29 protein-coding genes are annotated in these 22,903 nt (G+C 49.2%); 14 read left to right on the top strand and 15 right to left on the bottom strand.

The features are described from left to right. Positions 1 to 18: 18 nt before the first annotated feature. Positions 19 to 897, bottom strand: coding sequence for a GTP 3',8-cyclase MoaA (gene moaA, locus ACHZA2_RS18165; protein WP_319580891.1), 879 nt, complete (start codon positions 895 to 897; stop codon positions 19 to 21). Then, on the bottom strand, positions 881 to 1,531 hold the full coding sequence (locus tag ACHZA2_RS18160; RefSeq protein ID WP_319537491.1) for an RlmE family RNA methyltransferase: 651 nt from the start codon (positions 1,529 to 1,531) through the stop codon (positions 881 to 883). The genes moaA and ACHZA2_RS18160 overlap by 17 nt, the downstream gene beginning before the upstream one ends. 93 nt (positions 1,532 to 1,624) lie before the next feature. On the opposite strand from ACHZA2_RS18160, the gene ACHZA2_RS18155 reads away from it, so the two are divergent. From ACHZA2_RS18155 to ACHZA2_RS18105, 11 genes are all read left to right on the top strand, one after another. After that, positions 1,625 to 2,368: a DNA polymerase sliding clamp gene (locus ACHZA2_RS18155; protein WP_319537492.1), complete on the top strand. Its 744-nt coding sequence runs from the start codon at positions 1,625 to 1,627 to the stop codon at positions 2,366 to 2,368. A 3-nt stretch (positions 2,369 to 2,371) separates the two neighbouring features. Continuing rightward, the gene (gene priL, locus ACHZA2_RS18150; protein WP_319580890.1) at positions 2,372 to 3,559 is read left to right on the top strand and encodes a DNA primase regulatory subunit PriL; all 1,188 of its coding nucleotides are present in this window, start codon (positions 2,372 to 2,374) and stop codon (positions 3,557 to 3,559) included. 154 nt (positions 3,560 to 3,713) lie between these two features. Further along, on the top strand, positions 3,714 to 4,292 hold the full coding sequence (locus ACHZA2_RS18145) for a thiamine-phosphate synthase family protein (protein ID WP_319580889.1): 579 nt from the start codon (positions 3,714 to 3,716) through the stop codon (positions 4,290 to 4,292). A 3-nt stretch (positions 4,293 to 4,295) separates the two neighbouring features. Further along, positions 4,296 to 4,487 (top strand): 30S ribosomal protein S17e, encoded by a 192-nt coding sequence (locus ACHZA2_RS18140; RefSeq protein ID WP_319537495.1) that lies wholly within the window; start codon positions 4,296 to 4,298, stop codon positions 4,485 to 4,487. Between the two features lie 9 nt (positions 4,488 to 4,496). After that, on the top strand, positions 4,497 to 5,372 hold the full coding sequence (gene dapA / locus ACHZA2_RS18135) for a 4-hydroxy-tetrahydrodipicolinate synthase (RefSeq protein WP_319537496.1): 876 nt from the start codon (positions 4,497 to 4,499) through the stop codon (positions 5,370 to 5,372). Beyond that, positions 5,365 to 6,126, top strand: a complete 762-nt coding sequence (gene dapB, locus ACHZA2_RS18130; RefSeq protein WP_319580888.1) for a 4-hydroxy-tetrahydrodipicolinate reductase — start codon at positions 5,365 to 5,367, stop codon at positions 6,124 to 6,126. The genes dapA and dapB overlap by 8 nt, the downstream gene beginning before the upstream one ends. 62 nt (positions 6,127 to 6,188) lie before the next feature. Continuing rightward, positions 6,189 to 6,362 (top strand): 4Fe-4S binding protein, encoded by a 174-nt coding sequence (locus tag ACHZA2_RS18125; RefSeq protein ID WP_109967321.1) that lies wholly within the window; start codon positions 6,189 to 6,191, stop codon positions 6,360 to 6,362. A 40-nt stretch (positions 6,363 to 6,402) separates the two neighbouring features. Further along, positions 6,403 to 7,419: an aspartate-semialdehyde dehydrogenase gene (gene asd / locus ACHZA2_RS18120; RefSeq protein ID WP_319580887.1), complete on the top strand. Its 1,017-nt coding sequence runs from the start codon at positions 6,403 to 6,405 to the stop codon at positions 7,417 to 7,419. Positions 7,420 to 7,431: 12 nt separating this feature from the next. Then, complete coding sequence (gene albA / locus ACHZA2_RS18115; RefSeq protein ID WP_394698632.1) at positions 7,432 to 7,737, top strand: DNA-binding protein Alba; 306 nt, start codon at positions 7,432 to 7,434, stop codon at positions 7,735 to 7,737. 50 nt (positions 7,738 to 7,787) lie between these two features. Beyond that, a complete protein-coding gene (locus ACHZA2_RS18110) occupies positions 7,788 to 8,231 on the top strand; it encodes a hypothetical protein (RefSeq protein WP_394698631.1) in 444 nt (147 codons plus the stop codon). Between the two features lie 24 nt (positions 8,232 to 8,255). After that, positions 8,256 to 8,906: a MarC family protein gene (locus tag ACHZA2_RS18105; protein WP_319580885.1), complete on the top strand. Its 651-nt coding sequence runs from the start codon at positions 8,256 to 8,258 to the stop codon at positions 8,904 to 8,906. Positions 8,907 to 8,944: 38 nt separating this feature from the next. Here ACHZA2_RS18105 and ACHZA2_RS18100 read toward each other — a convergent pair whose 3' ends face one another. The 4 genes from ACHZA2_RS18100 to ACHZA2_RS18085 form a co-directional block, all read right to left on the bottom strand. Continuing rightward, positions 8,945 to 9,184 (bottom strand): HypC/HybG/HupF family hydrogenase formation chaperone, encoded by a 240-nt coding sequence (locus ACHZA2_RS18100; protein WP_319580884.1) that lies wholly within the window; start codon positions 9,182 to 9,184, stop codon positions 8,945 to 8,947. 190 nt (positions 9,185 to 9,374) lie between these two features. Beyond that, positions 9,375 to 10,133, bottom strand: coding sequence for a hypothetical protein (locus ACHZA2_RS18095; RefSeq protein WP_319580883.1), 759 nt, complete (start codon positions 10,131 to 10,133; stop codon positions 9,375 to 9,377). Positions 10,134 to 10,205: 72 nt separating this feature from the next. Next, the gene (locus tag ACHZA2_RS18090; protein ID WP_319580882.1) at positions 10,206 to 11,246 is read right to left on the bottom strand and encodes a sugar ABC transporter substrate-binding protein; all 1,041 of its coding nucleotides are present in this window, start codon (positions 11,244 to 11,246) and stop codon (positions 10,206 to 10,208) included. 118 nt (positions 11,247 to 11,364) lie between these two features. Then, the gene (locus ACHZA2_RS18085; RefSeq protein ID WP_319580881.1) at positions 11,365 to 13,227 is read right to left on the bottom strand and encodes an SHOCT domain-containing protein; all 1,863 of its coding nucleotides are present in this window, start codon (positions 13,225 to 13,227) and stop codon (positions 11,365 to 11,367) included. A gap of 464 nt (positions 13,228 to 13,691) precedes the next feature. Between ACHZA2_RS18085 and ACHZA2_RS18080 the strand changes: the two genes are divergently transcribed. Beyond that, entirely contained in the window at positions 13,692 to 14,198 is a 507-nt protein-coding gene (locus ACHZA2_RS18080; RefSeq protein ID WP_319580880.1) for a hypothetical protein, read from the top strand. A gap of 7 nt (positions 14,199 to 14,205) precedes the next feature. Here ACHZA2_RS18080 and ACHZA2_RS18075 read toward each other — a convergent pair whose 3' ends face one another. The 9 genes from ACHZA2_RS18075 to ACHZA2_RS18035 are packed head-to-tail and all read right to left on the bottom strand — an operon-like array spanning position 14,206 to position 22,102. After that, a complete protein-coding gene (locus tag ACHZA2_RS18075) occupies positions 14,206 to 15,408 on the bottom strand; it encodes a SprT family zinc-dependent metalloprotease (protein ID WP_319580879.1) in 1,203 nt (400 codons plus the stop codon). 7 nt (positions 15,409 to 15,415) lie between these two features. Beyond that, complete coding sequence (locus tag ACHZA2_RS18070) at positions 15,416 to 16,153, bottom strand: methyltransferase domain-containing protein (protein ID WP_319580878.1); 738 nt, start codon at positions 16,151 to 16,153, stop codon at positions 15,416 to 15,418. After that, on the bottom strand, positions 16,150 to 17,151 hold the full coding sequence (locus ACHZA2_RS18065) for an AAA family ATPase (protein ID WP_319580877.1): 1,002 nt from the start codon (positions 17,149 to 17,151) through the stop codon (positions 16,150 to 16,152). The genes ACHZA2_RS18070 and ACHZA2_RS18065 overlap by 4 nt, the downstream gene beginning before the upstream one ends. Next, entirely contained in the window at positions 17,135 to 17,866 is a 732-nt protein-coding gene (locus tag ACHZA2_RS18060; protein ID WP_319580876.1) for a 4-phosphopantoate--beta-alanine ligase, read from the bottom strand. The genes ACHZA2_RS18065 and ACHZA2_RS18060 overlap by 17 nt, the downstream gene beginning before the upstream one ends. Beyond that, positions 17,863 to 18,726 carry a pantoate kinase gene (locus ACHZA2_RS18055; protein ID WP_319580875.1) on the bottom strand — a complete coding sequence of 288 codons (864 nt, stop codon included), beginning with the start codon at positions 18,724 to 18,726 and terminating at the stop codon, positions 17,863 to 17,865. Before ACHZA2_RS18055 ends, ACHZA2_RS18060 begins: the two co-directional genes overlap by 4 nt. 3 nt (positions 18,727 to 18,729) lie before the next feature. Next, positions 18,730 to 19,899, bottom strand: coding sequence for a bifunctional phosphopantothenoylcysteine decarboxylase/phosphopantothenate--cysteine ligase CoaBC (coaBC, locus tag ACHZA2_RS18050; RefSeq protein WP_319580874.1), 1,170 nt, complete (start codon positions 19,897 to 19,899; stop codon positions 18,730 to 18,732). Further along, positions 19,896 to 20,762 (bottom strand): class I SAM-dependent methyltransferase, encoded by an 867-nt coding sequence (locus ACHZA2_RS18045; protein ID WP_394698630.1) that lies wholly within the window; start codon positions 20,760 to 20,762, stop codon positions 19,896 to 19,898. The genes coaBC and ACHZA2_RS18045 overlap by 4 nt, the downstream gene beginning before the upstream one ends. Continuing rightward, a complete protein-coding gene (locus ACHZA2_RS18040; RefSeq protein WP_319580872.1) occupies positions 20,762 to 21,799 on the bottom strand; it encodes a 60S ribosomal export protein NMD3 in 1,038 nt (345 codons plus the stop codon). The genes ACHZA2_RS18045 and ACHZA2_RS18040 overlap by 1 nt, the downstream gene beginning before the upstream one ends. Positions 21,800 to 21,814: 15 nt before the next feature. Beyond that, positions 21,815 to 22,102, bottom strand: coding sequence for a DUF424 domain-containing protein (locus ACHZA2_RS18035; protein ID WP_319537517.1), 288 nt, complete (start codon positions 22,100 to 22,102; stop codon positions 21,815 to 21,817). A gap of 175 nt (positions 22,103 to 22,277) precedes the next feature. Here ACHZA2_RS18035 and ACHZA2_RS18030 point away from each other — a divergent pair, with 175 nt between their 5' ends. Next, positions 22,278 to 22,559 carry a nucleotidyltransferase family protein gene (locus ACHZA2_RS18030; protein WP_394698629.1) on the top strand — a complete coding sequence of 94 codons (282 nt, stop codon included), beginning with the start codon at positions 22,278 to 22,280 and terminating at the stop codon, positions 22,557 to 22,559. Beyond that, positions 22,556 to 22,897: a HepT-like ribonuclease domain-containing protein gene (locus ACHZA2_RS18025; protein WP_319537519.1), complete on the top strand. Its 342-nt coding sequence runs from the start codon at positions 22,556 to 22,558 to the stop codon at positions 22,895 to 22,897. Before ACHZA2_RS18030 ends, ACHZA2_RS18025 begins: the two co-directional genes overlap by 4 nt. Positions 22,898 to 22,903: the final 6 nt, after the last annotated feature.

Here is a 22,903-nt window from a genome sequence, read left to right as displayed (position 1 = left end):
TAAAAGCGTCTCTGCCGGTCAGGAATTATATGGTTCGCGAAGGCCTATTGCCTGCCTGAAGAGGGCGTCGAGTTCTTCCCCTTTCTTCCCCCTGATATCAACAAGATTATCAGACCTGAGCAGGCAGGGTTTCAGTTTTCCGTCAGACGTAACCCTGAGCCTGTTGCAGTGTTTGCAGAACTCTGAGTTATGAAATGGCCTGACAAACTCGATCTCGGCCCCGCCGTAACAGTATTTTTTCCGGTGGTGCATCCTTCTGGTGATCACCCGTTTGGACGAGGCAGCGATATGATCCTCGAGCTCTGACAGATCTGCGTGGTACGGACAGTCACCAAGATCCATCAGTTCGATGATCTGCAGGATCATATGCCGTTCATCTGCTACCAGTCTGATGAAATCATCGATCTCGTTCTCGTTGATCCCTTTCAGAAGGACCATGTTGATCTTTATCGGTACAAGCCCGGCAGCCTTGGATGCTTCTATTCCTGCGAGGGCATCATCAAGCATGTCAACGCCCGTGACCATCTTGTATGTTTCCGGGCGGAGACTGTCAAGGCTGATATTTACCCTGGAGAGGCCGGCATTGTGAAGGTCCATTGCCATCGGACCGAGCAGCGTACCGTTGGTAGTCATGGAGGACTCGATACCTGCAGGTACGCTCCTGATGATCTCAAGGATATCTTTTCTGAGCAGTGGTTCTCCCCCGGTGAACTTCACCGACCTGATCCCAAGCCGCTCAGATGCAAGCAGGACCTCCCTGATATCCTCAAGTGACATCGGGTTCTCAGGCTTGCACTCACCTTCCCGATGACAGTATATACATCTGAGATTACACCCTGCATTCAGACTGATACGGATGTTACTGACCGGGCGCTGGTGATTATCCCGAACTGCCATCGGTCACCTGGTCCGTCTCTTCCTGATTGATCTCATCATAGAGATCATCCCGGCCTGCGATGAAGTTGCGTGCTATGATGTAGACCTCAGCACTTCCTTTCCTGCTTGAATGGGTCTTGTGCGTAGTGACCCTGAAGAACTCCTCTTTCACCTTCCGGTAGATCCACTGGAAGTCTTCACCCTGGAACGACTTCATCACGAGGTTTCCGCCTGGACAGAGCACCTGTATGGCAAAGTCGAGTGCCATTTTGTTGAGATCTATTGCTCGTGCCTGGTCGTACGACTTGTGCCCTGATAGTTTCGGTGATGCATCACAGACCACCAGGTTTACTTCAGGCAGGAGATCGAGAACCCGTGCAACTATTTTGGGTGTTGAAAAGTCCCCGACCAGGGTCGTAACACCTTCAAGAGGCTGTATCGGATTCAGGTCAATTCCGACGATCAGTCCAGAAGTGTTCTCTTTCAGAACCTGAAGCCAGCTCCCTGGGGCTGCACCAAGATCAACTACGTTGTCCTGAGATCGCAACACAGCATTTTTTTGTAAAATTTCTTTTAACTTAAATGAAGCACGGGAACGATATCCCTGTTTCATTGCTTGCTGGTATACCTTGTCCCTACCCCATTGAGAACCCATAAGTCGCTCGTATCCACCTTATTCGTAAATATTGCTCAGACCAGCACTTATATGTGCGTCAAACTAATATTGTTAGAATAGTAGGGAGCGCAGATGCTGAAAGGAACAATAAACGCCGATACTTTTCGTGATTCTATCGACGCCGTCGCTGCTCTGGTGACCGAGTGCAGAATGCATTACTCTGAGCAGGAGGTATGGATCAGATCTGTCGATACCGCAAATGTTGCAATGGTTATCCTCACCCTCCAGCGCGAAGCGTTCAACACATATGAGGCTACACCGGGCGAACTTGGTCTTGACATCACAAAGATGAAGAACATCTTCACCATGATGGGAAAGGCAAGCGAAGTAAGCCTGGATTACCCTGACGGGGCTAACAAGATAGAAGTCAGGTTTGAAGGATATCACTACGCCATCACGTTGCTTGACACTAGCACCATCAAGAAAGACCCAAACTCTCCGGGTATTGAGCTCCCCGGTGTGGTTACTGTGGCGGGTGCTGACCTCTATAATACCATCAAGTCGGCTGCAGTTGTTTCAGACAAGATGTGGCTTGGAATAAACCCTGACAAGAAGGTCTTCTATATCATAGCCGAAGGCGACAGCGATCATATCGAACGTGAGTTCACAGCCGATGAGATGATCTCCTGTAACTTTTCACAGGCACGCTCCCTCTTCTCCATCGATTACCTCAAGGATATGGGAAAAGTGATGTCTCATGCAGCAGAGGTCACGATTCATCTGGGCTCTGATCACCCGGTTAAGTTCTCCTTTGATATCGCTGGCGGAAAGGGCCATGTTGAGTATCTGCTCGCACCCCGTATCGAAGCAGACTGATGCATGGTAGCACTTGACCTCAGAGATCTTGCAAAATATTCTTTTTTAAAAGAAGCTCAGTCGTTCATCAGCGCGAATACGTCTTCTCTTGATCAATACCTTGATTCACCTGCAGGGCGTCTTGCAGTTAAAGAGGCATATGAAATTGTATCAGCGTCACTCAGGTTCAATCCACGTCAGCCTCCAGAAACTCTTCCTGATGTCCCTTCAGAGGCTGCTGCGGTCAGGATAATTATCTCTGCATATCCGGTTAGCAGGCTGCTTGTATCCTGTTCAGGTGACCGGATGCTTGTCGACAGGCTCTGTCGGTATCAGTCCTGGAAAGTATACCGGTACCTCCAGGAAGAGGATCCCAGGAAGAAGGAGGTGATAGCAGCCAGTCTCGGCCTCTCCGGGAGTTCAACAGAGATCCCGGTGATTCAATACGTCGAGATCGCTTCCCGGCTCACTGATGATAGATGGAGGCTTGTGAACCGTGTCGTGGAGAAAGGGATTGTCAAAATCCATAAGGATGAGATTGATGAGATCCTGAGAGAACGCCTGAGGGTTATCATGAGCCAGAACCTGCCGCTCAAAGTCCCTCCCTCTCTCTGTATCTCTCTCCAGCCGGTGCTTGACCGGATAAAAGTCACGATACAGGAGCGGATGCTTGAAGAGTTCGGGTCTGTGGAAGAGTCAGCATTCCCTCCATGTATTCAGGCAATTATAGCCGCACTCGTGCAGAGGACGCATCTGACTCACATGGGCAGATTTGCAGTGACCGCTTTTATGCATAACATCGGGATGCAAAACACCCAAATTGTTGAACTGTACGGTCATGTTCCTGATTTTGATCTCTCAAAGACCATGTACCAGGTGGATCACATATCAGGACAAGGAGGGAGCGGTACAGAATATACTTCTCCGCTCTGTTCAACCATGAAGACACATGCACTCTGTGTTCATCCCGATGCCCTCTGCAGCAAGGTAACCCATCCGCTCTCGTACTACAAACAGAAGAAATGGATGATCACCAATCCCAAAAAGAAGAATAGTTCAGCCGGATCGCAATCAGGGGGTGACGTTCCGGATCAGGTACCCGCCACCGCTGATAACGGCGATAAACATGAACAACGCAATGAGGTACGAAGTACTGCCCTGCAGGAAGATCGGAAGCACGATGAGGACCGCAAGGAAGATAATAAGGCTTAAGACACCAACCACGGCATCAAGCATCCACCGTTTCATAATCTGACCATACTATCTGCTCATGACCATAAGTAAATGCCTGATCCGATGAAGTTCGTAACACGTTACCTGTGTCCGGTTCAGGTGGGAGATCACAGAGTCCGAAAGAGAAAGAGCCATGAACTATACTCATGAATCAGGGGAGAAGGAGATGCATCCTTCGGGTGATAACTCTTGTGGCAATACGCTAATAATCCGTGAACTGGAAGCAGTACTGCCTGTCCTGAATGAAATCTCACATCCGTTGATCGGGCCTGCCAGGGGAATATCAATGGCATATGCCAGGCAGGGTGCCCGGACAACCGGTGACACTGCTGCCATATCAGAAGGTACTGTTATCATTGCAGCAGATCTGCCGGTCTGCAGGATGACTCTCACTGCCATACGGTTTGACCCTGCCATACGGTGTGCAGCTGTCCTTCCGTATGATCCCCAGATCATAACTGCTGCTGAGGCTATGCTCATGGAAGTCACCACTTTCAACCGGGCACAGGAACCACCCGGGGACCCCACTCATGACTGGGGGGTTGCCTTCTGTTGTGAGAAGAGTGAAGGTGTTCCTGATGTCATCTATGACCTTGGTTATGCAGAAAAAGATCCTCTGATCCGAATCTTTGGTGAGAATCCGACCCGGGTTTTAGCAAATATTAATAGGATCTTATCGCGCATAATAAATACAAAATTTACAGAGGAATAATCAATGGGTGTTAAACCAAGTTATATCAAGAGCATCGGTACCGAACTTCTGGAAAACCACCGCGAAAAGTTCTCAGGCGACTTTGATGAGAACAAGAAGGCCGTAAGTGCATCAACTGATATCCCTACCAAGGGTGTCCGTAACCGTGTCGCCGGATACATCACAAGAAAGGTAAATACCGGAAGAACCGCATAAATAACCCTCATGTTTGAGGGCGTTTTCCCTGCGCTCATTACTCCTTTTCAAAGGAACGCCGGGAAAGATCTTGATGTGGATGGACTCAGGTCCAACATAGCTTTTCTTCTGAAATCAGGAGTTCACGGGCTGGTGCCATGCGGCTCAACCGGAGAATCAGCCACACTCAGTAGTGCAGAGCACGAGAAGGTTGTGGAGGTTACCCTGGAAGAGGCCGGAGGCAAGGTTCCTGTCCTTGCAGGTACTGGTTCAAACAACACTTCTGAAGCTATCAGATTTACTAAGGCTGCAAAGGATGCCGGAGCAGATGGTGTCCTTGTCATCAGTCCTTACTACAATAAGCCCAACCGGTCCGGTCTCGTCAAGCACTACCACGCCCTGGCTGACCTGGACATACCTGTTGTCATCTATAATATTCCGGGACGTACTGGTCAGAACCTTGCACCTGATCTGATTGCAGAACTTGCAGATCATCCAAGCATTGTGGGTGTTAAAGAGGCAAGCGGAGATATCAATCAGATCTCAACCATCATTGAACTGACCCTTGACAAAGATTTTACCGTGATATCAGGTGATGATGGGATGACTCTTCCGATCCTCGGTCTTGGAGGTGACGGAGTGATATCAGTTGCAGCAAACATTGTGCCAAAGCCGATGATTGAGATGTATAACGCTGCAAAGAAAGGGGACTATGAGACTGCTCGCAGCATCCATTACAACCTTGCACCCTTAATCAGGGCACTCTTTGTCGAGACCAACCCGGTGCCGATCAAGAAGGCATCTGAAATAAGAGGCATGGCAGCTGGTCCGGTAAGGCTTCCGCTTGACGAAGCTGGTGAGGCAACGGTTCAGAGATTACAGGAGGTGCTTGCACACTATGATTAAAATCGCTATTTGTGGTGCATTCGGTCGCATGGGAACGACGATCGGTAATATTGTCACAAATGATCCAGAGATGAAACTGGTCGGAGGAGTGGATGTCCAGGAAGGAGAGGTCTTCGGCGTTCCGGTAGTCTCTGCCGAAAAGTTTGCAGCTTTTCTTGTAGAAAAGAAACCTGATGTTGTCATCGACTTCACTGTGGCTGCAGCCTCGGCCCAGAATATTCCGGTTGCAGCTGCAGCGGGATGCGCCATCATTCTCGGAACGACGGGCCTGAATGCTGATCAGCGCAACCTCATCAACGAAGCTATCGTAAAGGGAGGAGTTCCTGCAGTAATCTCCACGAACTACTCTATCGGGATGAACATTCTCTGGCTCCTTGTCAGGGAGGCTGCACAGCGGCTTGGTGACTATGATATCGAGGTCACCGAAGCACACCACCGGTACAAGAAGGATGCACCGAGTGGCACTGCCAGGACAATCCTTGAGATCCTTCAGGAAGAGGTCGGTCCCAGGGAAGAGGTATACGGCCGTGAGGGTATGACAGAGCGTGGGAACGAGATCGGTGTCCATGTCATCAGGGGCGGAGACATCGTCGGGGATCACGCAGTGATGTTTACCAGCAACTTTGAGACCGTGACCCTCTCACACCGGGCATATGATCGTGGCGTCTTTGCCCAGGGAGCCGTCAGGGCGACGAAGTGGATTGTCGGAAAGAAACCTGGTATTTATGGCATGAAAGATGTTCTCGGCCTCTGATCAACGTAAAAACCAGGTCGAAAATTTTTTTATATTAATGAACAGAGTCTTTAGAGATTTTCATGACTGCAATAATAAACAAGGATACCTGCACCGGCTGTGAGACCTGTGTCGACGAATGCCCTGCCGTTGCCATCTCCATGAAGGATGACAAGGCCGATGTAAACGCCGACCTCTGCGTAGATTGTGGTTCCTGTGTGGATGTCTGTCCTGCAGAAGCCATCTCAATGGATTAAATCATCCATTTTTAATTACTATTCTCTCCAATGTACCGGTATGATCAGTGTAGGGGTTCTTGGTGCAACCGGAGCCGTCGGGCAGCGGTTTGTGCAACTCCTTGCAGGTCACCCGAATTTTGAACTCTCAGTTCTGACCGCATCCAAACGGAGTGCTGGAAAAAAATACCGTGACGCCTGTTCATGGCGTCTGGAGGTTCCGTTTCCTGAGGATGTCGGCGACATCATCGTGTCTGATACCACGGTTGAGAGTCTGAAGAAGGTTGACCTCGTCTTTTCTGCGCTTCCTGCCGACCTTGCCGGAGATGTGGAGATGCAGTGTGCAAAGGCGGGAATTGGAGTCTGCAGTAATGCAAGTACGTACCGGATGGAACCTGATGTTCCACTGGTAGTCCCTGAAGTCAACGCCGATCATCTCGGTATGATCGATCTTCAGAGGGACAAGGGGACAGACGGGTTTATCGTCACAAACCCGAACTGTTCAACCATCATGCTCACCTGTTCACTGGCACCCCTTCGCAGGTTCTCATTCTCTGATCTCAGGGTAGCTACGATGCAGGCAATATCCGGAGCAGGGTTTGAAGGAATACCGGGTATGGCCATCTTCGACAACCTGATCCCCTATATCGGTGGGGAAGAAGAGAAGATGGAACGTGAGACCCTGAAGATCATGGGCACCTTTGACGGAGCCGAGGTTCAGAAGGCTCCGTTCTCTGTAAGTGCCTGCTGTAACCGTGTCCCGGTCATTGACGGACACTCGATGTCTATATGGATCGACATCAAAGATCCGGTCGAGAAGGTCGAGCAGGCTTTCAGGACATGGAAGTCCACGCTCCCTGATCTGCCCACTCTCCCGGCAAAATCCGTTGATTTCATCGATCTCCCTGACCGGCCGCAGCCACGGCTTGACCGGATGAAAGGTAAGGGAATGACGGTATCAGTCGGCAGGGTCAGGCCGGGAATCCGGTACCAGGCGATGGGTCACAACACCATCAGGGGAGCTGCAGGTGCCTCGATTCTGAATGCAGAAGTGATCTGTGATCGTGACTACCTGTAATCCAGTAGCCAAATGACATACGTGCAGGACGATAACATCATCTTCGTGGGTAACAAGCCGGTCATGAATTATGTTCTGGCTGTTGTTACCCAGTTTACCAATGGTGCCCAGGAGGTATCTGTCAAGGCAAGAGGCAAGGCAATCTCCCGGGCTGTTGATACGACAGAGATCGCACTTGGCAGATTCCTGCAGAATGTTGAGAAGAGATCCATCACGACCTCGACAGACCTTGTTGATACTGAGAACGGGAAGACCAATGTTTCAAGCATTGAGATCGTACTTGGATTAAGGCCGGATACAACCCGGACACCGGTCTGAATCCCGGTTTTCCCGAAGGTTTTTAAGGATCCGAGCCGTACCATATGAGAATGATCAGGAACTGGCGGGCGTTCCTCCTTATATTTTTTGTTCTTGCCGGGGCCACCCATACGCTTGCTGCAGAACCTGAAACACATGGATACATTGATATTCACAACGTCACGATAACTCTGAAGCCGGGATATGCGGATGTACATGTCGCATATACCCTTGATGATGCATTCAGGTTTCTCATCCTTATGTTTGGAGAGAACGATGTGAAGACCAAGCTCTTTTCGTTGCTCAACTTTGAGAATGCAACACTTGAGCGGATGGATTATGACTCTGCGGATCTCAAAGTCTATGAGACCAAACCTGTCTACGGAGATGGTCTGTACTGGTTCCCTGCCCATCAGTTCGGAACAACGATTCGGAATCTGACCATCATCTCAAATCAATCGACCCAGCATCTGCAGAACGTGTCAAAGATACCAAGCGGGATCGTCTATTACTAATATTAAATCAGGGTGGAGATTCTCATGGCAGATGATCTGATCAGCCTCACACTTTTTACCCTCTCTTCGATCCTCATCGTGGTAGACCCGATCGGAGCCATGCTCGTTTATAACTCCCTGACCGGGCATATGGATCAGGCTAACCGGAGAAGAGTGGCAGTATCCGCCTGCAGACTCTCAACTGTTGTGCTGCTCTTCTTCACGATCTTTGGTTCCAGCCTGCTGTCGTTGTTCGGGATCACCATTGAAGCATTCACGATCGCCGGTGGTGTTCTGCTCTTTGGGATCGGTATGGAGATCGTCTATGCCAAAACTTCACGAGCCAGGATGACTGAAGCCGAAAAACACGAGAGCAGCGATGCAGACGAGATCTCATCAATGCCACTCGCTTTCCCGATGATTGCAGGACCGGGCACTATCACCACCGTGATAGTCCTCTCAAAAAATGCCCCCCTGATGTCAGAGCCTGTACACCTCGGGATTATTCTTGGATCAATCCTGGTTACCATGGTCCTTACATGGCTTCTGCTCGTCTCTTCGGATAAGTTCACCAATCGGATTGGGCAGCGTGAGTACCGGGTAGTAAGCAGGCTTATGGGGATCCTGCTGATGGCTATTGCTGTTCAGTTCCTGATAAACGGGATATCCCACGCATTCCCCTCTCTTGTCGGGTGAATACTGCTGAATGTATAAATGACTTACTAAAAAAGAGTTCAGGCAGGAAATGCTTCTTCGCCAATGGCTTCATAGCACTGTTTGAACAGTTCACGTGTCTCAAGTGCTTCGTCCCGATCAATCTTCTGGATTGCAAAGCCGACATGCACCAGAACAAAGTCCCCGATGTTGGCATCGATAAGATCGACCCGTATCTCCTGCTTTAAGTTACCAAAGTCAACAACTGCAACGTTTCCTTCTTTTATTTCAATTATTTCAGCGGGCACGGCAATACACATGGATGAACCTCTGGTCAGATATACAGGAAAATTATTCCTGATACAGTCTTCAGATTTTTGCTCTGTTATGATATATATCTGATTATCCGGTGTTCCCTGTTTAAAAGTCCGGATTTATTTTTCCTTGTGAGCATGAATACTGGAACTGCGGTAGATGAATACCAGATGAATAATAAAGAGAGGGGTCTGGTTATTCTTTCAGGTACTGATCCAGATCAAAGAGCAGGAAGAGATCCACATCAGCACTTGATCCCACTCCCACCTCAAATGGATCGTCCATGTCCTTGATCAGGGAGAAGAGACCGGTGATCATCGCCGTGATAGCGGCGATAAGGAGTACGCTCTCCACGAGTGAGTCACTCTTGATGAACAGGAGAATAAGAATTACAAATGAGATTGCCATCTCTGATATTGCATACGCTGCAGGAATGAAGTCGGTGTCCTTGATCTGCTTGATTCGGTTGAATGTTTTATCGATGATAGTCAGTTCATTGCGCATTTTCACAAGGATCGGCGGTGCCACATTCTCTATAGAGAGAGCTGAAATATCCTGATTTATCTGATCTGTTGCCTGGTTCAGAGAAATAAGGTCCCAGTTGTTTGACCTGAAATTATCAACTACCTCTCTGTGAAGATCTCTGATATGAGATCTGAACCGGTCGGTCAGTTCTGGTTTCACAGTTGGAAACATGCAGATATCATGGTACAGGGATTTTATTGAAGCAGCGAGTTCACCTGGTATTTTTTCACTCTCTTTGTAATCAGTAAGCGTTCCGGTGAATATTACCGCGATGGTAAATATTACGCCGGTCACCAGGGCAGAGGTTACTGAGTTTATTGTGATGATATCAAGGCTGTAATAATCAATGATGATCCTGGCAATGATCAGAATCACGATGAGACAGAAACTCTTGAGCATGAGTTGCCATTTTCTCTTCAGCATTGTCATGTCTTCTCAGTTCTGAGTCAGTTCTTGTAAAAGAACCTCCCGGGATCGAGATGAAAAAAATGGGGACCGTTTTTATGTGATCTCTTTTTCCGGTACTGAATCGACAGGATCAGTCCAGGTGGAACCGTTCAGGTATGCATTGAGGTTATGCGCATCAACGACAGTCGACGGGGTCTCCAGGTACATGGGAACCTGTTCTCCCTTCAGAATCTTTACAGCCTGCTGTACAACCGTGCTGCCCATCCTGTCCGGGTATACTCCGAGCGTTGCTGTCATGGTACCATTTTTGATCATCTCCAGGGTAGGGGTATTCCCGTCAACACCAAGGCAGAAGACTGCTGAGTTCACCTTCTTTCCCCGCTCCGAGGCTGCCATTGCCGATCCGATCGCCATCTCATCACTATTTCCATAAAAGATACTGATGTCTGGATGATCCTTGAGAGCCTGAACAGCGATCGTTTTTGCAGTCTCCCTATCCCATCCTGCCACTTTTTCGTCTGCTATTGTTATACCCGGACTCTGGGAGAGGCCGGTTTTGAATCCTGAGGTTCTGTGATCTGCATGAAAGCCTGGCAGTCCGCGAAGAATGAAAACTTTCCCCTGGACGGTGTCAGGTGCTTCATTCTTCTTCTCAGCTAGGATTCGGGATGCATATGATCCGAGCTCGGCTGCCCCGGTGAACTGGTTGTACCCGATATACTCCGCTACATTCAGATTCTGGGCAGGAGTCAGGGTGTTGTAAAGCAATACCGGAATACCGGCATCTGATGCTTCCTGTACCTCGGGAGCGAGGGCAGATGTGTTCAGTGTGTTTAAACCAATTACCCTGACGTGCCTGCCGATGAGATCCCTCATGGCCTGTTTCTGTGCTGTTATGTTCTCTTCAGAATCCGGTGGAAGGACAATGACAGTCCAGTTGTGGTTTGCTGCTTCTTTGGTAACTCCTTTTATCAGTTCCATATGAAACGGACTGGTGTTCCCCGATGGGATCAGACCGAGAATTATTGGTTCTGATGAATTCTCTACCTGGTCTGCAGCCAGGCCACAAACCGGTACAAAGATCAGAATGAGAATGGAAACAAGCAGGACATATGCAGGATCTCTATCTGGCATAGATTATGATCAGACAACGGGAAAGAAAAAAATATGGTTTTTGATCTGATCGATGATCCGGATTGTTCGCACCTTCCCATCAATCATACAATCACGGATTTGTGAACACGGTCGTGAGTTATTTTTTCAGTTTTGCAGCTCTGATCAGAATGTCTTTCATAAATTGATTTGAGACATCATTTTGATCGTTGATGGAGAGAGACTCCTGAAAATGTTTTTTTGCTTGGCTGTAATCTTTCAACTGGTACATGACAAACCCCATTGCAGCATGGATATCGTCCACAGATTCTGCCTGGAGTCGTTGTTTTGAAAGACCAGCGCAGTGATCGATGAACTCTCTGAGGACCTGTTCTGCCTCTTTAAACTCTCGGGCATCGATAAGGGTTTGTGCCTTTTTACCAAGTGCATCAAGGATTGCAGAGACGTTGTCATCGCCAGGCTTCGCAGCTTTTCCTTCAGCAGGCTGCTCCTCGTCATGTTCTGATGCAAGTTCCTCAGTCAGCAGTGCCGGGTCAGGACATTTTTCAGAATCAGCGCCTGCATTTTTTTTACACAGGATATGTGATCTGATCGTCTCGATCTTTTTGATCTCATTCTTATTTTTGCAGAGTGTGTGTGCCTGATTCAGGTCTTCGAGTGCCTGATCATGGAGACCCAGATAATACCGCGACATACCCCTTAAGAAGAGGGCCCTGTAATCACCAGCATTTTTCTCGGTCATGGTGGTGGAAAGGAGAATTGCTTCCTCGTACTTTCCCTTCACGATGAGGAGTTTTACTTCCCTGTTCAGATCACTGCCGTTCTGTTCTTCTGTTCCAACAACCGGAAGAGGTGAAATTGTTGATATAACTGATGGGATAGGTTCTGGAATTGCCTGTGGGGAGGACTCTGCTGTGACATGTGAAGTTACCGTCTCATAGGTGTTTTTTACTCCCCCAGAGGATGAGACCGGGCTTATCGAATAATTTATCTGTAGTTCTGACTCTACTCCGACATCACCGGTATCTTCCTCACTGCCCATCATATTCCCGCCGCCTGAATACAGAAAACTGGATCGTCCTGACTCCGGAACTGCTATTGGTGGAATTGGTGGAGCCAGAAGATCTGATATGATTGATGACGAACCGGACTGGCCCGTATCTGTTGCAGTGAGAGTCTGCCTGCCTGCAATTGGGGGAAGTTCGGGGAGATCACGGATAGTGTGCAGAGCTGATGATGAAATCTCTAAAGCCGGCGTTTGAATGGCTATGTTTTCAACAGGAGTATCTGGTTCATTTTTTTGCCCGGTCTGTTGACTGGTCTCTTTAATTGGAGTTGATATTTCCGGTTTTTCAGGTTGTATCTCTGTACCTGCATTCTTCAGATCAGGTACTGACTCAATGGTCTTTACTGAGCTCTCTTTCTCGGGTTCTGATGTACGTGGTGAGAAGGCTGCAGGAGCCTGAGCCTGGACCGGGTCAGCCCCTCCTGGAGACTGGTTCATTGCCTCCTGCTGGAGGGAACTGGTATAGTCTGTACACAAGGATACGATCTCTTCGTACTGTTCTGTAGAAAGATCTCCCTGTGCATACCTGTTGTTGATTATCCAGAGCGGTGTAGACTGATCATATACAAACTGTTCTTTTGTCAGGTTCGCATACATCTCCTCATACTGGGCAGTTGTGATCTCGCCTTCTGCGTACCGTGTGTGAAGAATATGAAGTGGAGGAGACCAGGGATGAAGATAAAGTTTCTTCATCAGGTTTGCCATCTGTTCGTGATATTGCTCTGCGGTCAGTTCGCTCTTTGCATATCTCATCTGAAGAACATTGATCGACGAAGTCTGCTGGAACGAAGAGACATTCCTCATTATACGCGAGATAATCTCCCTGTACTGAGCAGTAGTTATCTCACCTTTTGCAAGCCGAATCTGAACAGCAACAACCGGCCCGTCATGCTCCATAAATCCCCATCCTACCATGTCGTCTTCTGATGTTTCCATATATTTGTATGCAAGGCAATTCTATGACCCATCCATAATCCTTCGTCCATTTGTGTGATCTGAATAACGGGCCTCGCATCTCTGAAATTAATTAAATTTTTACGCGCTAATATTACCCGTCCTCTCATTGTAGCAGGAATTCTTCATTAAGGGTTTTTTTCAGGTGATCAATGTCAGGTCTGCTGAAAGGGAAGAAACCTCTTCAATTCCCTCTGTCAAACCAGATAGTGTAGATGATACAGAATAGTAACGCAACTTCTATGAGTAATCTTTTTGTTCAGGCCGGTTTTGCGATTCATGCTTTTTGCTCAAACCTGAAGGACCTGCCATCTGGTTTCGGGGCAAGGGTCATTGGGTCTGGAATCTGATCTACCTCCGGGAAATTATTCCATAATTACTAAAAGCAGTTTGCTTTCTGTCGTCAGTATGAGAACAATACCAGAATTACGCATTTTATCACATTCATGAAAACAATCACCATATCATGGCTTTGCATAGAGGCCATAACATTCATCACTTTGCTAGGAATTGCCAGTGTCTCTGCCGGAGTGACCTCTGATACCGGGTGGACTCTCACGCTTTCAGGTGATCACGCCTCATCGGTAACTCAGGGCGAGTATGAAAAAGGGATCAATGTAGAACAATCATCAAATTATTTTGCATCTGTGGTTGATGCTACAGGCCAGGTCTGGGACGGTATGCCACTCTGGCGTCTTGTCAGCCGGGTGAACGATGCCGGGAGTCAGGATTATTCGGTAACTGTCACCGGTACAGGTGGAGAAACGGTAACTCTTCCGGGTTCAGATATTGCCGGGAATGATGCCTTCATCCTTGCGAATACAAAGAACGGTGTTCCGCTCGGACAGTCCGATCCGTCGTACCCACTGGTGCTTGCAGGGAAAGGCCTTCCTATTGATGAGATGATTCCCGGGGTCTCATCGATAACCCTGAAATTATCAGACTCTCACTAACAATGTATCAGGGCCTGAAGAGATTGCCATCCTGTTTAAGGCGGGCTCTGGTTAGCTTATAATCAGGAAGCATATCTTCGACTAGTTTCCAGAATCTGGCTGAATGGTTCGGATGTCTGATATGACAGAGTTCGTGGACCACCACGTACTCAATCAGGTCTTCCGGTGCCATTGCCAGTCTGATATTCAGGGTAATTCCCCGCGGTGTGCAGACACCCCAGTGGGTTTTCTGCTCACCATATCTGATCCTCGGTGGCTGAATGCCAAGTCTTGATGACAACCCGGGAACGATCTCATGGACGTTCTTTTCAAGGGTCTGCGTGAGGATCTTTTTGTACTCTTTCTTTACCAGCTCGCGGGCTGTAAGGGGATCAAGCCCATCAGGAATCTTGACCGTTAAAATCAGGTCTGTGAGATCTGCAACGGGTTTGGATGCCCCGGTCTGCACAGAGAGACAGACTTCCTTTCCGAGTAGAGGAAGTATCTCTCCGTCTTTGTACTCCCTTGCCTGCAGAATCGGTCTGCTACCTGAAGTTTTCTTCAGGATCCAGTCTGCCTTCTCAGTGACAAATCTGTGAATCAGGGTTGGATCGGTTTTGGGTGGGGCAACCACCTCAACTGATCCATCTGTCAGTACCTTCAGAACAATGCGTTTTGCCCGTCTGCTGGTCCGGATTTTATACGGGATAGTCCGGTCTCCAGCCATAACGGTGGCAGATGGTTCCTCATTTCTTCTGAGGAGATCTGTTCTGCCGGTCTTATCAGCGATCCACTCTTTGCTGGATTCCAGAAATGTGAGGAGATCGGATGTGGAATAGCCGGGAGGAACAACCACCGTGATCTGAAGTAAGGGACTTATCTTCAGAGTCATTCCTTTGGCACGTACACTGATGCGGATATGGTATGGGATCTCCTCGTCTCCTATGAGAAGAGATCTGCATTCTGATTCGTCACAACTGGTTGGTCTATCTTCCCGGATTCTGAAGAGTTTCTTCCCGTCGCGACGGACGATCCTGCATATCTCTTCTGATGAGAGAGAGGGAGGAGCAATAATCCTGAGTTCACCTGATTCAGAGATATCCGGTGTAAGACGGGAGATCTCCCGATCATAGATTACTCTGTACCTGTACTGGATATCACCAGCAGGAAAGTGGTCAGAATAATTTTCAGGAAGAGGGGGGAGTAAAAAACCAGGTAGAGGGGTCTGCATATATTATTTACAGGGGTTTCTGCCCGCTGGCGATGAGATTGTATGCAAGATATGGGATATTTTCTTCGATGAACGGTTCCACTTTTTTGGCTATCCAGAAGAGTGGGTCAGACAGTGTAAAGTGTGCGAATGAGCACCGGTAGATCGAGATATCGGTAAATCCTGCTGCTTCAAAGAGTTCACGCATCTCTTTAGCGGTGTAATAATGCTCAGTGAACTTCCCGACACCGACTCTGCGGATCTTCATCTTTTCTCCAATCGTGAACATGACCGGCAGGCTGGATGTAAAGACATTCTTCCCAAGTGTGCAGACTGCGACCCTGCCACCAGGTTTTAGTATTCTGAGGCAGTCTTCAAGAGTCCTCTCCGGTTTTGTGAGATAGGAGAAGGCGAGCAGACTTGAGATAGAGTCAAATGAATTTTCACTGAAGGGCAGATACTCGGCATTTCCCACGAGGAACTGAACTGATGGAAAGATCGTGGTGGCACGTTTGATCATTCCTGAACTGATGTCGATACCGATGACGTCACCGCCATGTTTCAGGAATCTTCTGATAAAAAGACCGGTTCCGCATCCTATATCGAGGAGTTGCCCCCCGGTGCCGATCTGATCCAGCACTCCCTGGGCGATATGATCGTAATACTGCTTCCCTCTGTCCCTATGGTCATACCGCTGGTCATAGACGTCAGCGATCTCATCGTAATGTGATTGAACCTTCTGTTCGCTTGGTAATGCTGACTTCACAAAAAGACCTCTCCGACAATTCGTGCGGCAAGTGCGTTCATCTGCAGGTATTCATTTCCTGCATGGGTCATGATGTAATCTGTATCAGCGATGCTTGAGATAATATCTGGATGATAATATTCTCTTCTGACAATCAGCATCAACTCCTGAAGAACCTCTCGTGCTGAAAGCCCATACTCGATCATCAGCCCTTCAAGCCGTCTCTGTGCGGTGCCTATGTCCTTTGCCTGCATCGCCATAAACGCTGCCGCTGCAATCTTCCTCGTCTCTCCCTCGTCAAAGGATGCCGGGGTGATCTCTGTTCCGGTGGCGACCCGTACCTGCAGGTACATGATAGCCTTACGCAGATCCCCTCCGGCAGCTGCCACAAGAAGACCAAGTTCATCCTCACTTACGGTGCCTGCAGGAACGTTCATTGAGATAAGGATCTCATGGAGCCTGGCAAGAATCTGGTCTCTTGTGAGAGGGGTGAAGAAGAGTGGCAGACATCGCGAACTGATTGGCGGGATCACCGATGATGCCTGTGTTGTGCAGAAGATAAACCTGCAGGTAGCACTGTATCGCTCCATGATCCTGCGGAGGGCATGCTGGACCTCATGAGAAAGGGTGTGGGCATCTTCGAACCAGAGTACTTTGAACTCGGCATTTATCGGCCTGATGGAGGCATACGAGTTGATCGCATGTTTCAGGTTAGAGAGAAAGGATTCATCAGATTTGTAGAGATGCATGAACCTCTCATCAGTCTCCAGGTATGATCTCCCCCGCTCCATCAGGTCTGCAGTCTGGAAGATGGTGACGTTGTCCTGCCATGTGTCACCATAGAGTGATTTCAGGGTTGATTCCACTGCAACACTCTTTCCCGTTCCGTGTGGCCCGGTGACGAGAAGGTGCGGGAGCATGTGGCTCTGTGCAAACATCCTGAGGACCTCAACGACCCGCTCCTGCCCGATGATCTGGTCAAGATCCGAGGGCCTGAACTTCTCAATCCAGAAGGCCATCAAGTCTGCTCCGTATCGTCATGATCGCATCACGAAGGTATTTTTTCCCATCAGGATTTTCTGCCAGCCGTTCTGCTTCACCGGGTTTCAGATTCCTGAGGGCATCAGTGATCGCCGGAACTGCCCTGGTAACCTCATCGATGATCGGAAGAGTTGCAGTCTGTGCAGTCCGTGAGAGTGGATTGAGATCTATCGCGATCACTTTCTTTCCCATTGCAACCAGTGCTTCAGCCCTGTCCCCATCCTCGAGGGGGACAAGGATAACGTCAGCAGAGGCCATCCCGTCAGCATGGCAGAGCCCGCGGTCGTGATCGAGTGGAATAAACCTCTCCACCGGACCATTGATCACCTTGCATCCTGCATCTTCCAGGATCCTGGTGATGGCAGCAACCCGCTCTTCTGTCCTGTGAAATAGATTCACCTCAACAACTGCTCCTGATGCCTGTTGCAGTGCTGCTATCGTCTCGGCACATAGGGCTGCCGTGTTGCCGTTTACTGAAATAACCGGATGAGTGGCAGTCTTCAGGAGTGCTGCTGTCACCTGTTCTGCCTCTGAGGCACTGGCACTGGTCTTCTCACCAAGAAGATAATCAAAAGCCTCTCCTCTCCCGTGAGCTGTGAGTCCCTCAAGTGCAACAACCCCTGAACGTGCAGCCTCGGCCATTCGTTCGCGGGTAACCAGGGAACGATATCTCGGGTGACTCTCCGGAATCAAGATTTCTCCTCCAGAATCCTGGGCCCGGTCTGTGCTATCTGCAGGGAATAAACCTCCCCGTATTGGCTGAGAAGGTCTTTCGCATGGTTTCCCAGTGCAAATATTCCATTTCCGAGCATTGTCATACTAGCTGGGATATCATTGGCGTCACAGGCGATTAGGACTTTCCATATGTCAGGTGAGATGAGCCCGGATGCTTCGGCAAAACTTCGCGAGCAGGCAAAAAAATCTGAAAGATTACCTGGTTGATCAGCTGGAAATGCAGCAGTTATCCTGGTCAGCATTTCAGGAGATGAGAGAACAGATGAGGTCTTTAATGGCCCGAGGGTAAGGGCATGAATTGTCTGGTTATTTAGGAACCTGATAATCCCGGCCTTTACGCCCGGCCCTTTTCGCACAACCCATCCGCCTCCCTGGCATGCGGCTATGTCACCAAGCCCGGTCCGGCATGATACCTCTACCTTGTGAGCCTGCAATGCACACTCATCAGGAGAAAGCCCGAGATCAAAGAGCCGGTTGACAGCATGCACAGTCCCGAGCAGGGCTGCAGCTGAAAGCCCGTATCCTGCTGAGAGCGGTAGTGTACAACAGGTTCTGACCGATGCTGTTACGTTCAGTTCTTCGAGAAGTTGTCTGATCACCGGAGAGTCATTGGACACAGCATGTGGTGAACCATCCCGATCCGATCGCATCACACATACCGACGACTTCTCTGCCGGGCGTGCGATGACAGTAACACCTGAATCAATTACAATACCCCCACCACAACTCCCTGATGTAACCGGATCTCCTGTTATCACGGGTCTGAAATATCCAGATATATGGCCGGGACAGAAGGCAGTGACTTTTGAAAGAGTCATGATTCAAGAGTTGGAAGGTACTGGTGGAAGGGATTGGATATGGCGGAAGATGACCAGTTCCAACATCCGGTGTGCAATCTCTTCTTTCGAACCTGACACCGATATTGCCCCTGATTGATCGATCAGTTCGTATGTTCCCCCGGTCGAGCCCATGGTTTCAGGTCTGTTTGCTGCAACAAGGACGACACCCCGCTTTAGAAGGGCGTATGCATCATCACTACTCTCTTCACCAAGTTTGAAGCCAATTGTAAGTCCGGCTTTGGTGATTGCGTGGTCAAGGATCTTTGGGAGGGGATGCAGATGGAGTACCGGGCTTTGCCCTGATGGAATCTTCCCCTCGCACCGGGCCGGGGCATAATCAGAGATTGCTGCAGCACTGATATAGATATCAACCTGATGGGTGTCCAGTTCCAGCATGACAGCATTCAGCATCGATTCTGCAGTGTCTGTCCTGATATTTCTGATTCCGGGCAGATGATCGTGATGAATGATCGTCACCTCAGCTCCCAGACGGTATGCAGCCTTTGCAAGTTCCTGTCCCATACGTCCTGATGACCGCGTCGTGAGTATCCTGACATCATCAACAGGCTCTTCGCATCTGCCACTTGTGATTAAAACATGCTGGCCGGCAAGCGGTCTACCGCAGAGTTCACGCTCACATGAGAGAACGATCTCATCAGTTTGTGCGATCTTTGCTTTTCCTTCTTCTATCCTGGGGCCGATAACCTGAACGCCCCACGATTTGAGGCGTTCAAGATTCTCCATCACCGCGATGTGGCGAAACATGGCCTGATGCATGGCTGGGACGACGATGATCGACATCCTGCTTCCAAGTGCTGTTGTTGCGCAGGTTGTGACAGGGGTGTCGTCTATCCCGCATGCTATCTTTGATATCGTGTTTGCAGTGCAGGGTGCGATGAGTAGCAGGTCTGCCTCCCGTTCATCACCGCAGTACTGTACGTGCTCAACCATCCCGCTGATCCTGGTGATTGCCTCACGGTTACAGGCGTAGGTGAGGGCATCTGGATGAATTATTCCTGTGGCGGCCTCGCTCATCACTGCCTGGACAGTAGCACCCCGGCGCCTGAGAGCATGGGCCAGTTTTACTGTCTCAACCGCGGCGATACTCCCGGTTACTGCGAGCAGAATGACCTTATCCTGAAGAAGATTCATGCGATCACCACATCGGCCACCATGTGCCAGGTCCGGGGCCCTGCCTTCTTGACTTTGTGCATAGTAATTGAGGCATCCATTTCAGAATTACAGAGGATACTTCTTATCTCTTCTGACCGATCGCCGAGCATATGAACATGAAGCACCGTTCCAAGATGTACATGATCGAGGGCGACTTTGAAGAATGTGACTGCATCGAAGTGACCCATATGAATCCGATCATAGAGTCCTGATATACAATCACGACAATCCCCTCTCTCAGCCCGGATCACTCCGTCCAGCCTGTTAAGTGAGATGTTCTCCTCCAGAAAACCGTATGAGACTGGATTTATCTCTATGGCATGAACCTCTGCACCAGCCCGGGCCATCCCGAGGGTGAAGTACCCGATACCAGCGAAGATGTCAGCAACGAGCTCCCCTTGTCGGATCATTTTGGAAACTCGTGACTTTTCTTCTCTGTTTCCCTGCGAAAACATGACCTGTTCCACGTCCAGGCGATAGATGATCCCTGACTCCCGATGGGTGACCACTCCGCCGGGGCCTTCAAGCCTGATGATATTCGGTCTCCTGATCACCCCTTCATGACCGGTGATCCAGTATATCGTCTCCGGGTTTTCACGCCTTCTGACTTCGTCCAGATCTTCCCTTGTTGGACGTTCCCCGTGAAAGATCAGTGCATCACCGAGTTTCTGATACCCTCTTCCTGATCGTCTGCGTGAAGGGAGGAGATGTGTTGAGGGGTATCCTTTCCGTACCGGAATGTATACTCCGTCAGTCGAGACAAATGGGCGCCTGCTCTGATCCACCCAGGGTTCACATATGATATCAGGTATATCCGTGAGTGAAACCAGGCGGGCTCGCATTATACCACGATGGTACGCTCGTTATCGCGAAGGATCTTTACCGAGTCCCCAACTTCCGGATGGCGCCAGGAGACCCTGCTGATCTCTTCAGTCTTTCCGGTCTCGGGATCAAGTATCCCGAGAATCCCCGAATCCTGGTAGATGACAGAAAAGACAGCAGCATCCCGCACGTTTGCAACAAACCGCGATTGTGTTGACTCGGGAACTGTCCGTGGTATTCCTGTCTTCAGATCCAGGTATGTGAATGTCTTTCCCTCGCGATTGAGGATCTCTCCATAGGTATTGCGAACAGCGATAACATCTCCCCGTTGCAGTTTAGGGAGACGGACTGCGTAGGTGATCCGGTAGAGTTTCTGGCCGTTCTTCTCACCAATGAGTGTGGGATGGAGTGAGAATCTTCCACCGATCCGTCTTGTGATCTCACGTGAGATCTGCTCACCAATTGCCTGGGACCCAACTACTATGTCGAGACCTTCACGTCCCTCATCAAATCGCGTGATGAATGAGAGACGTTCTCCATCGTTCTGCATCTCGGTCTCGACCTGCACAGCGATCCGCTGGGACTCTTCCTGCTCCTCAACGGTTGCCTTTCTCCCTTCAGCCCGGATCTGGACTACTCCTTCGTAGTAGTTTCCATGTTGGCGGTTGCACCTGTCACAGGATTCATTCTGCCAGACGACCTCAAGTGAACAGTACCCTTTGAGTTCTTCATCGTACAGGGTGCCGTTAATCTCAAGATCGGCATAGGTACGGTTGATGCTGAGATGATCAAGTTTGACCAGAATGTTCGGTTTTTTTACATCCTGATGGAGTTTTACCGCTGATATTGCAGCATCCTCTTCAAGATCCTCCCGTTCCCGAGTACAGTCTCCCCATCCGGCTGATGTTTTGAGTGAGCCGCAGCCACCACACCTGACGATAAATACCCTGGGTTCACAGACAAACCAGGGTATCTCCCCGGTGAGACATTTTCCACAGAGGCTTCCGTCTTTTGAGGGACCTCCGCATTTTGGACATATTGCGTCGTGTAGATCCATAGTTCTAAAAAGAAATTAAAGAATAATTGCGTGGGGAACGCCGGCTATCATCCGGCACGATTCCCTCTCAACAAATCCGTGCCTGACTGCAAGGTCTATGCACCGCTCACCAAACATATTGATATTTCCACAATCATGAAGTGCTGCAAGAATTTCCTCTTCGGTTGCAAGGTGCTCACCGAAGAATGATGGACTGATTACCATGTTCAGGTCTCCTTCAGCCAGTGTGGTGCCAAGTAACTCCTGGTCGCAGATTCCTACGACCTCCTGACAGCCGGCTGACCGGTGAATCCTGATATACATCTGATATATATGAACCGGCTGATGACGTAAAGTCATTCCCTACCGGGACTTGATGGTTTCGTCTCCCGACAAAAAAGCATTCAAACGTACTGATACGTATATAACTGCAGATCTCACATGAGAGAGACAGCAGATCTCAAAACAATCTGGTGATGATACTATGGAAAATGTGGGTTTGGCTTTTATACAGAGTCGTCGTGAGAAGATTCTCTCAATTGCCTTCCTCCATGGCGCACATAACCTCCGGATATTCGGATCCTATGCTCGAGGCGATCAGAGATCAGATAGTGATCTTGATATTCTGGCGGATATCGATCCTGACCGAAGTCTGCTTGATCAGGCAGCTCTGATTCGGGAGTTACAGGAACTCCTGAATATGAATGTCGATCTAGTAGAACCTGCATGCCTTCATACGTTCATCAGAGAGTCAGTCCTTTCTGAGGCGATCCCTCTGTGAAAGATGATCGGTATTATCTTACCCTGATAGGGGAGTATATCGAAAAGATTAATGAATATACACAGGAGGGGCATGACCACTTTCTTCAGGATGAGAAAACTCAGGATGCCGTCATCAGAAAATTACAGATTCTAACCGAAACAACTCAGCGGCTATCTGATGATATTAAATCGATGGAACCTGCGATTCCCTGGCAGGATATTGCAGGATTGAGGAATATTCTGGTGCATCAGTACACTGATGTCAACGTTTCAAGGATCTGGTTGATCCTCAGGAACGATCTTCCCCGTTTATCTGAATTTGTAGATTGTGCTCTGGATATGCTGAACAAGGAATAAGAGAAT

The organism is uncultured Methanospirillum sp., assembly GCF_963668415.2.
In the GTDB taxonomy this organism is placed as follows: domain Archaea; phylum Halobacteriota; class Methanomicrobia; order Methanomicrobiales; family Methanospirillaceae; genus Methanospirillum.
The sequence above is the reverse complement of the archived record's forward strand: the minus strand, read 5'-3'. Positions and strand labels throughout refer to the sequence as shown.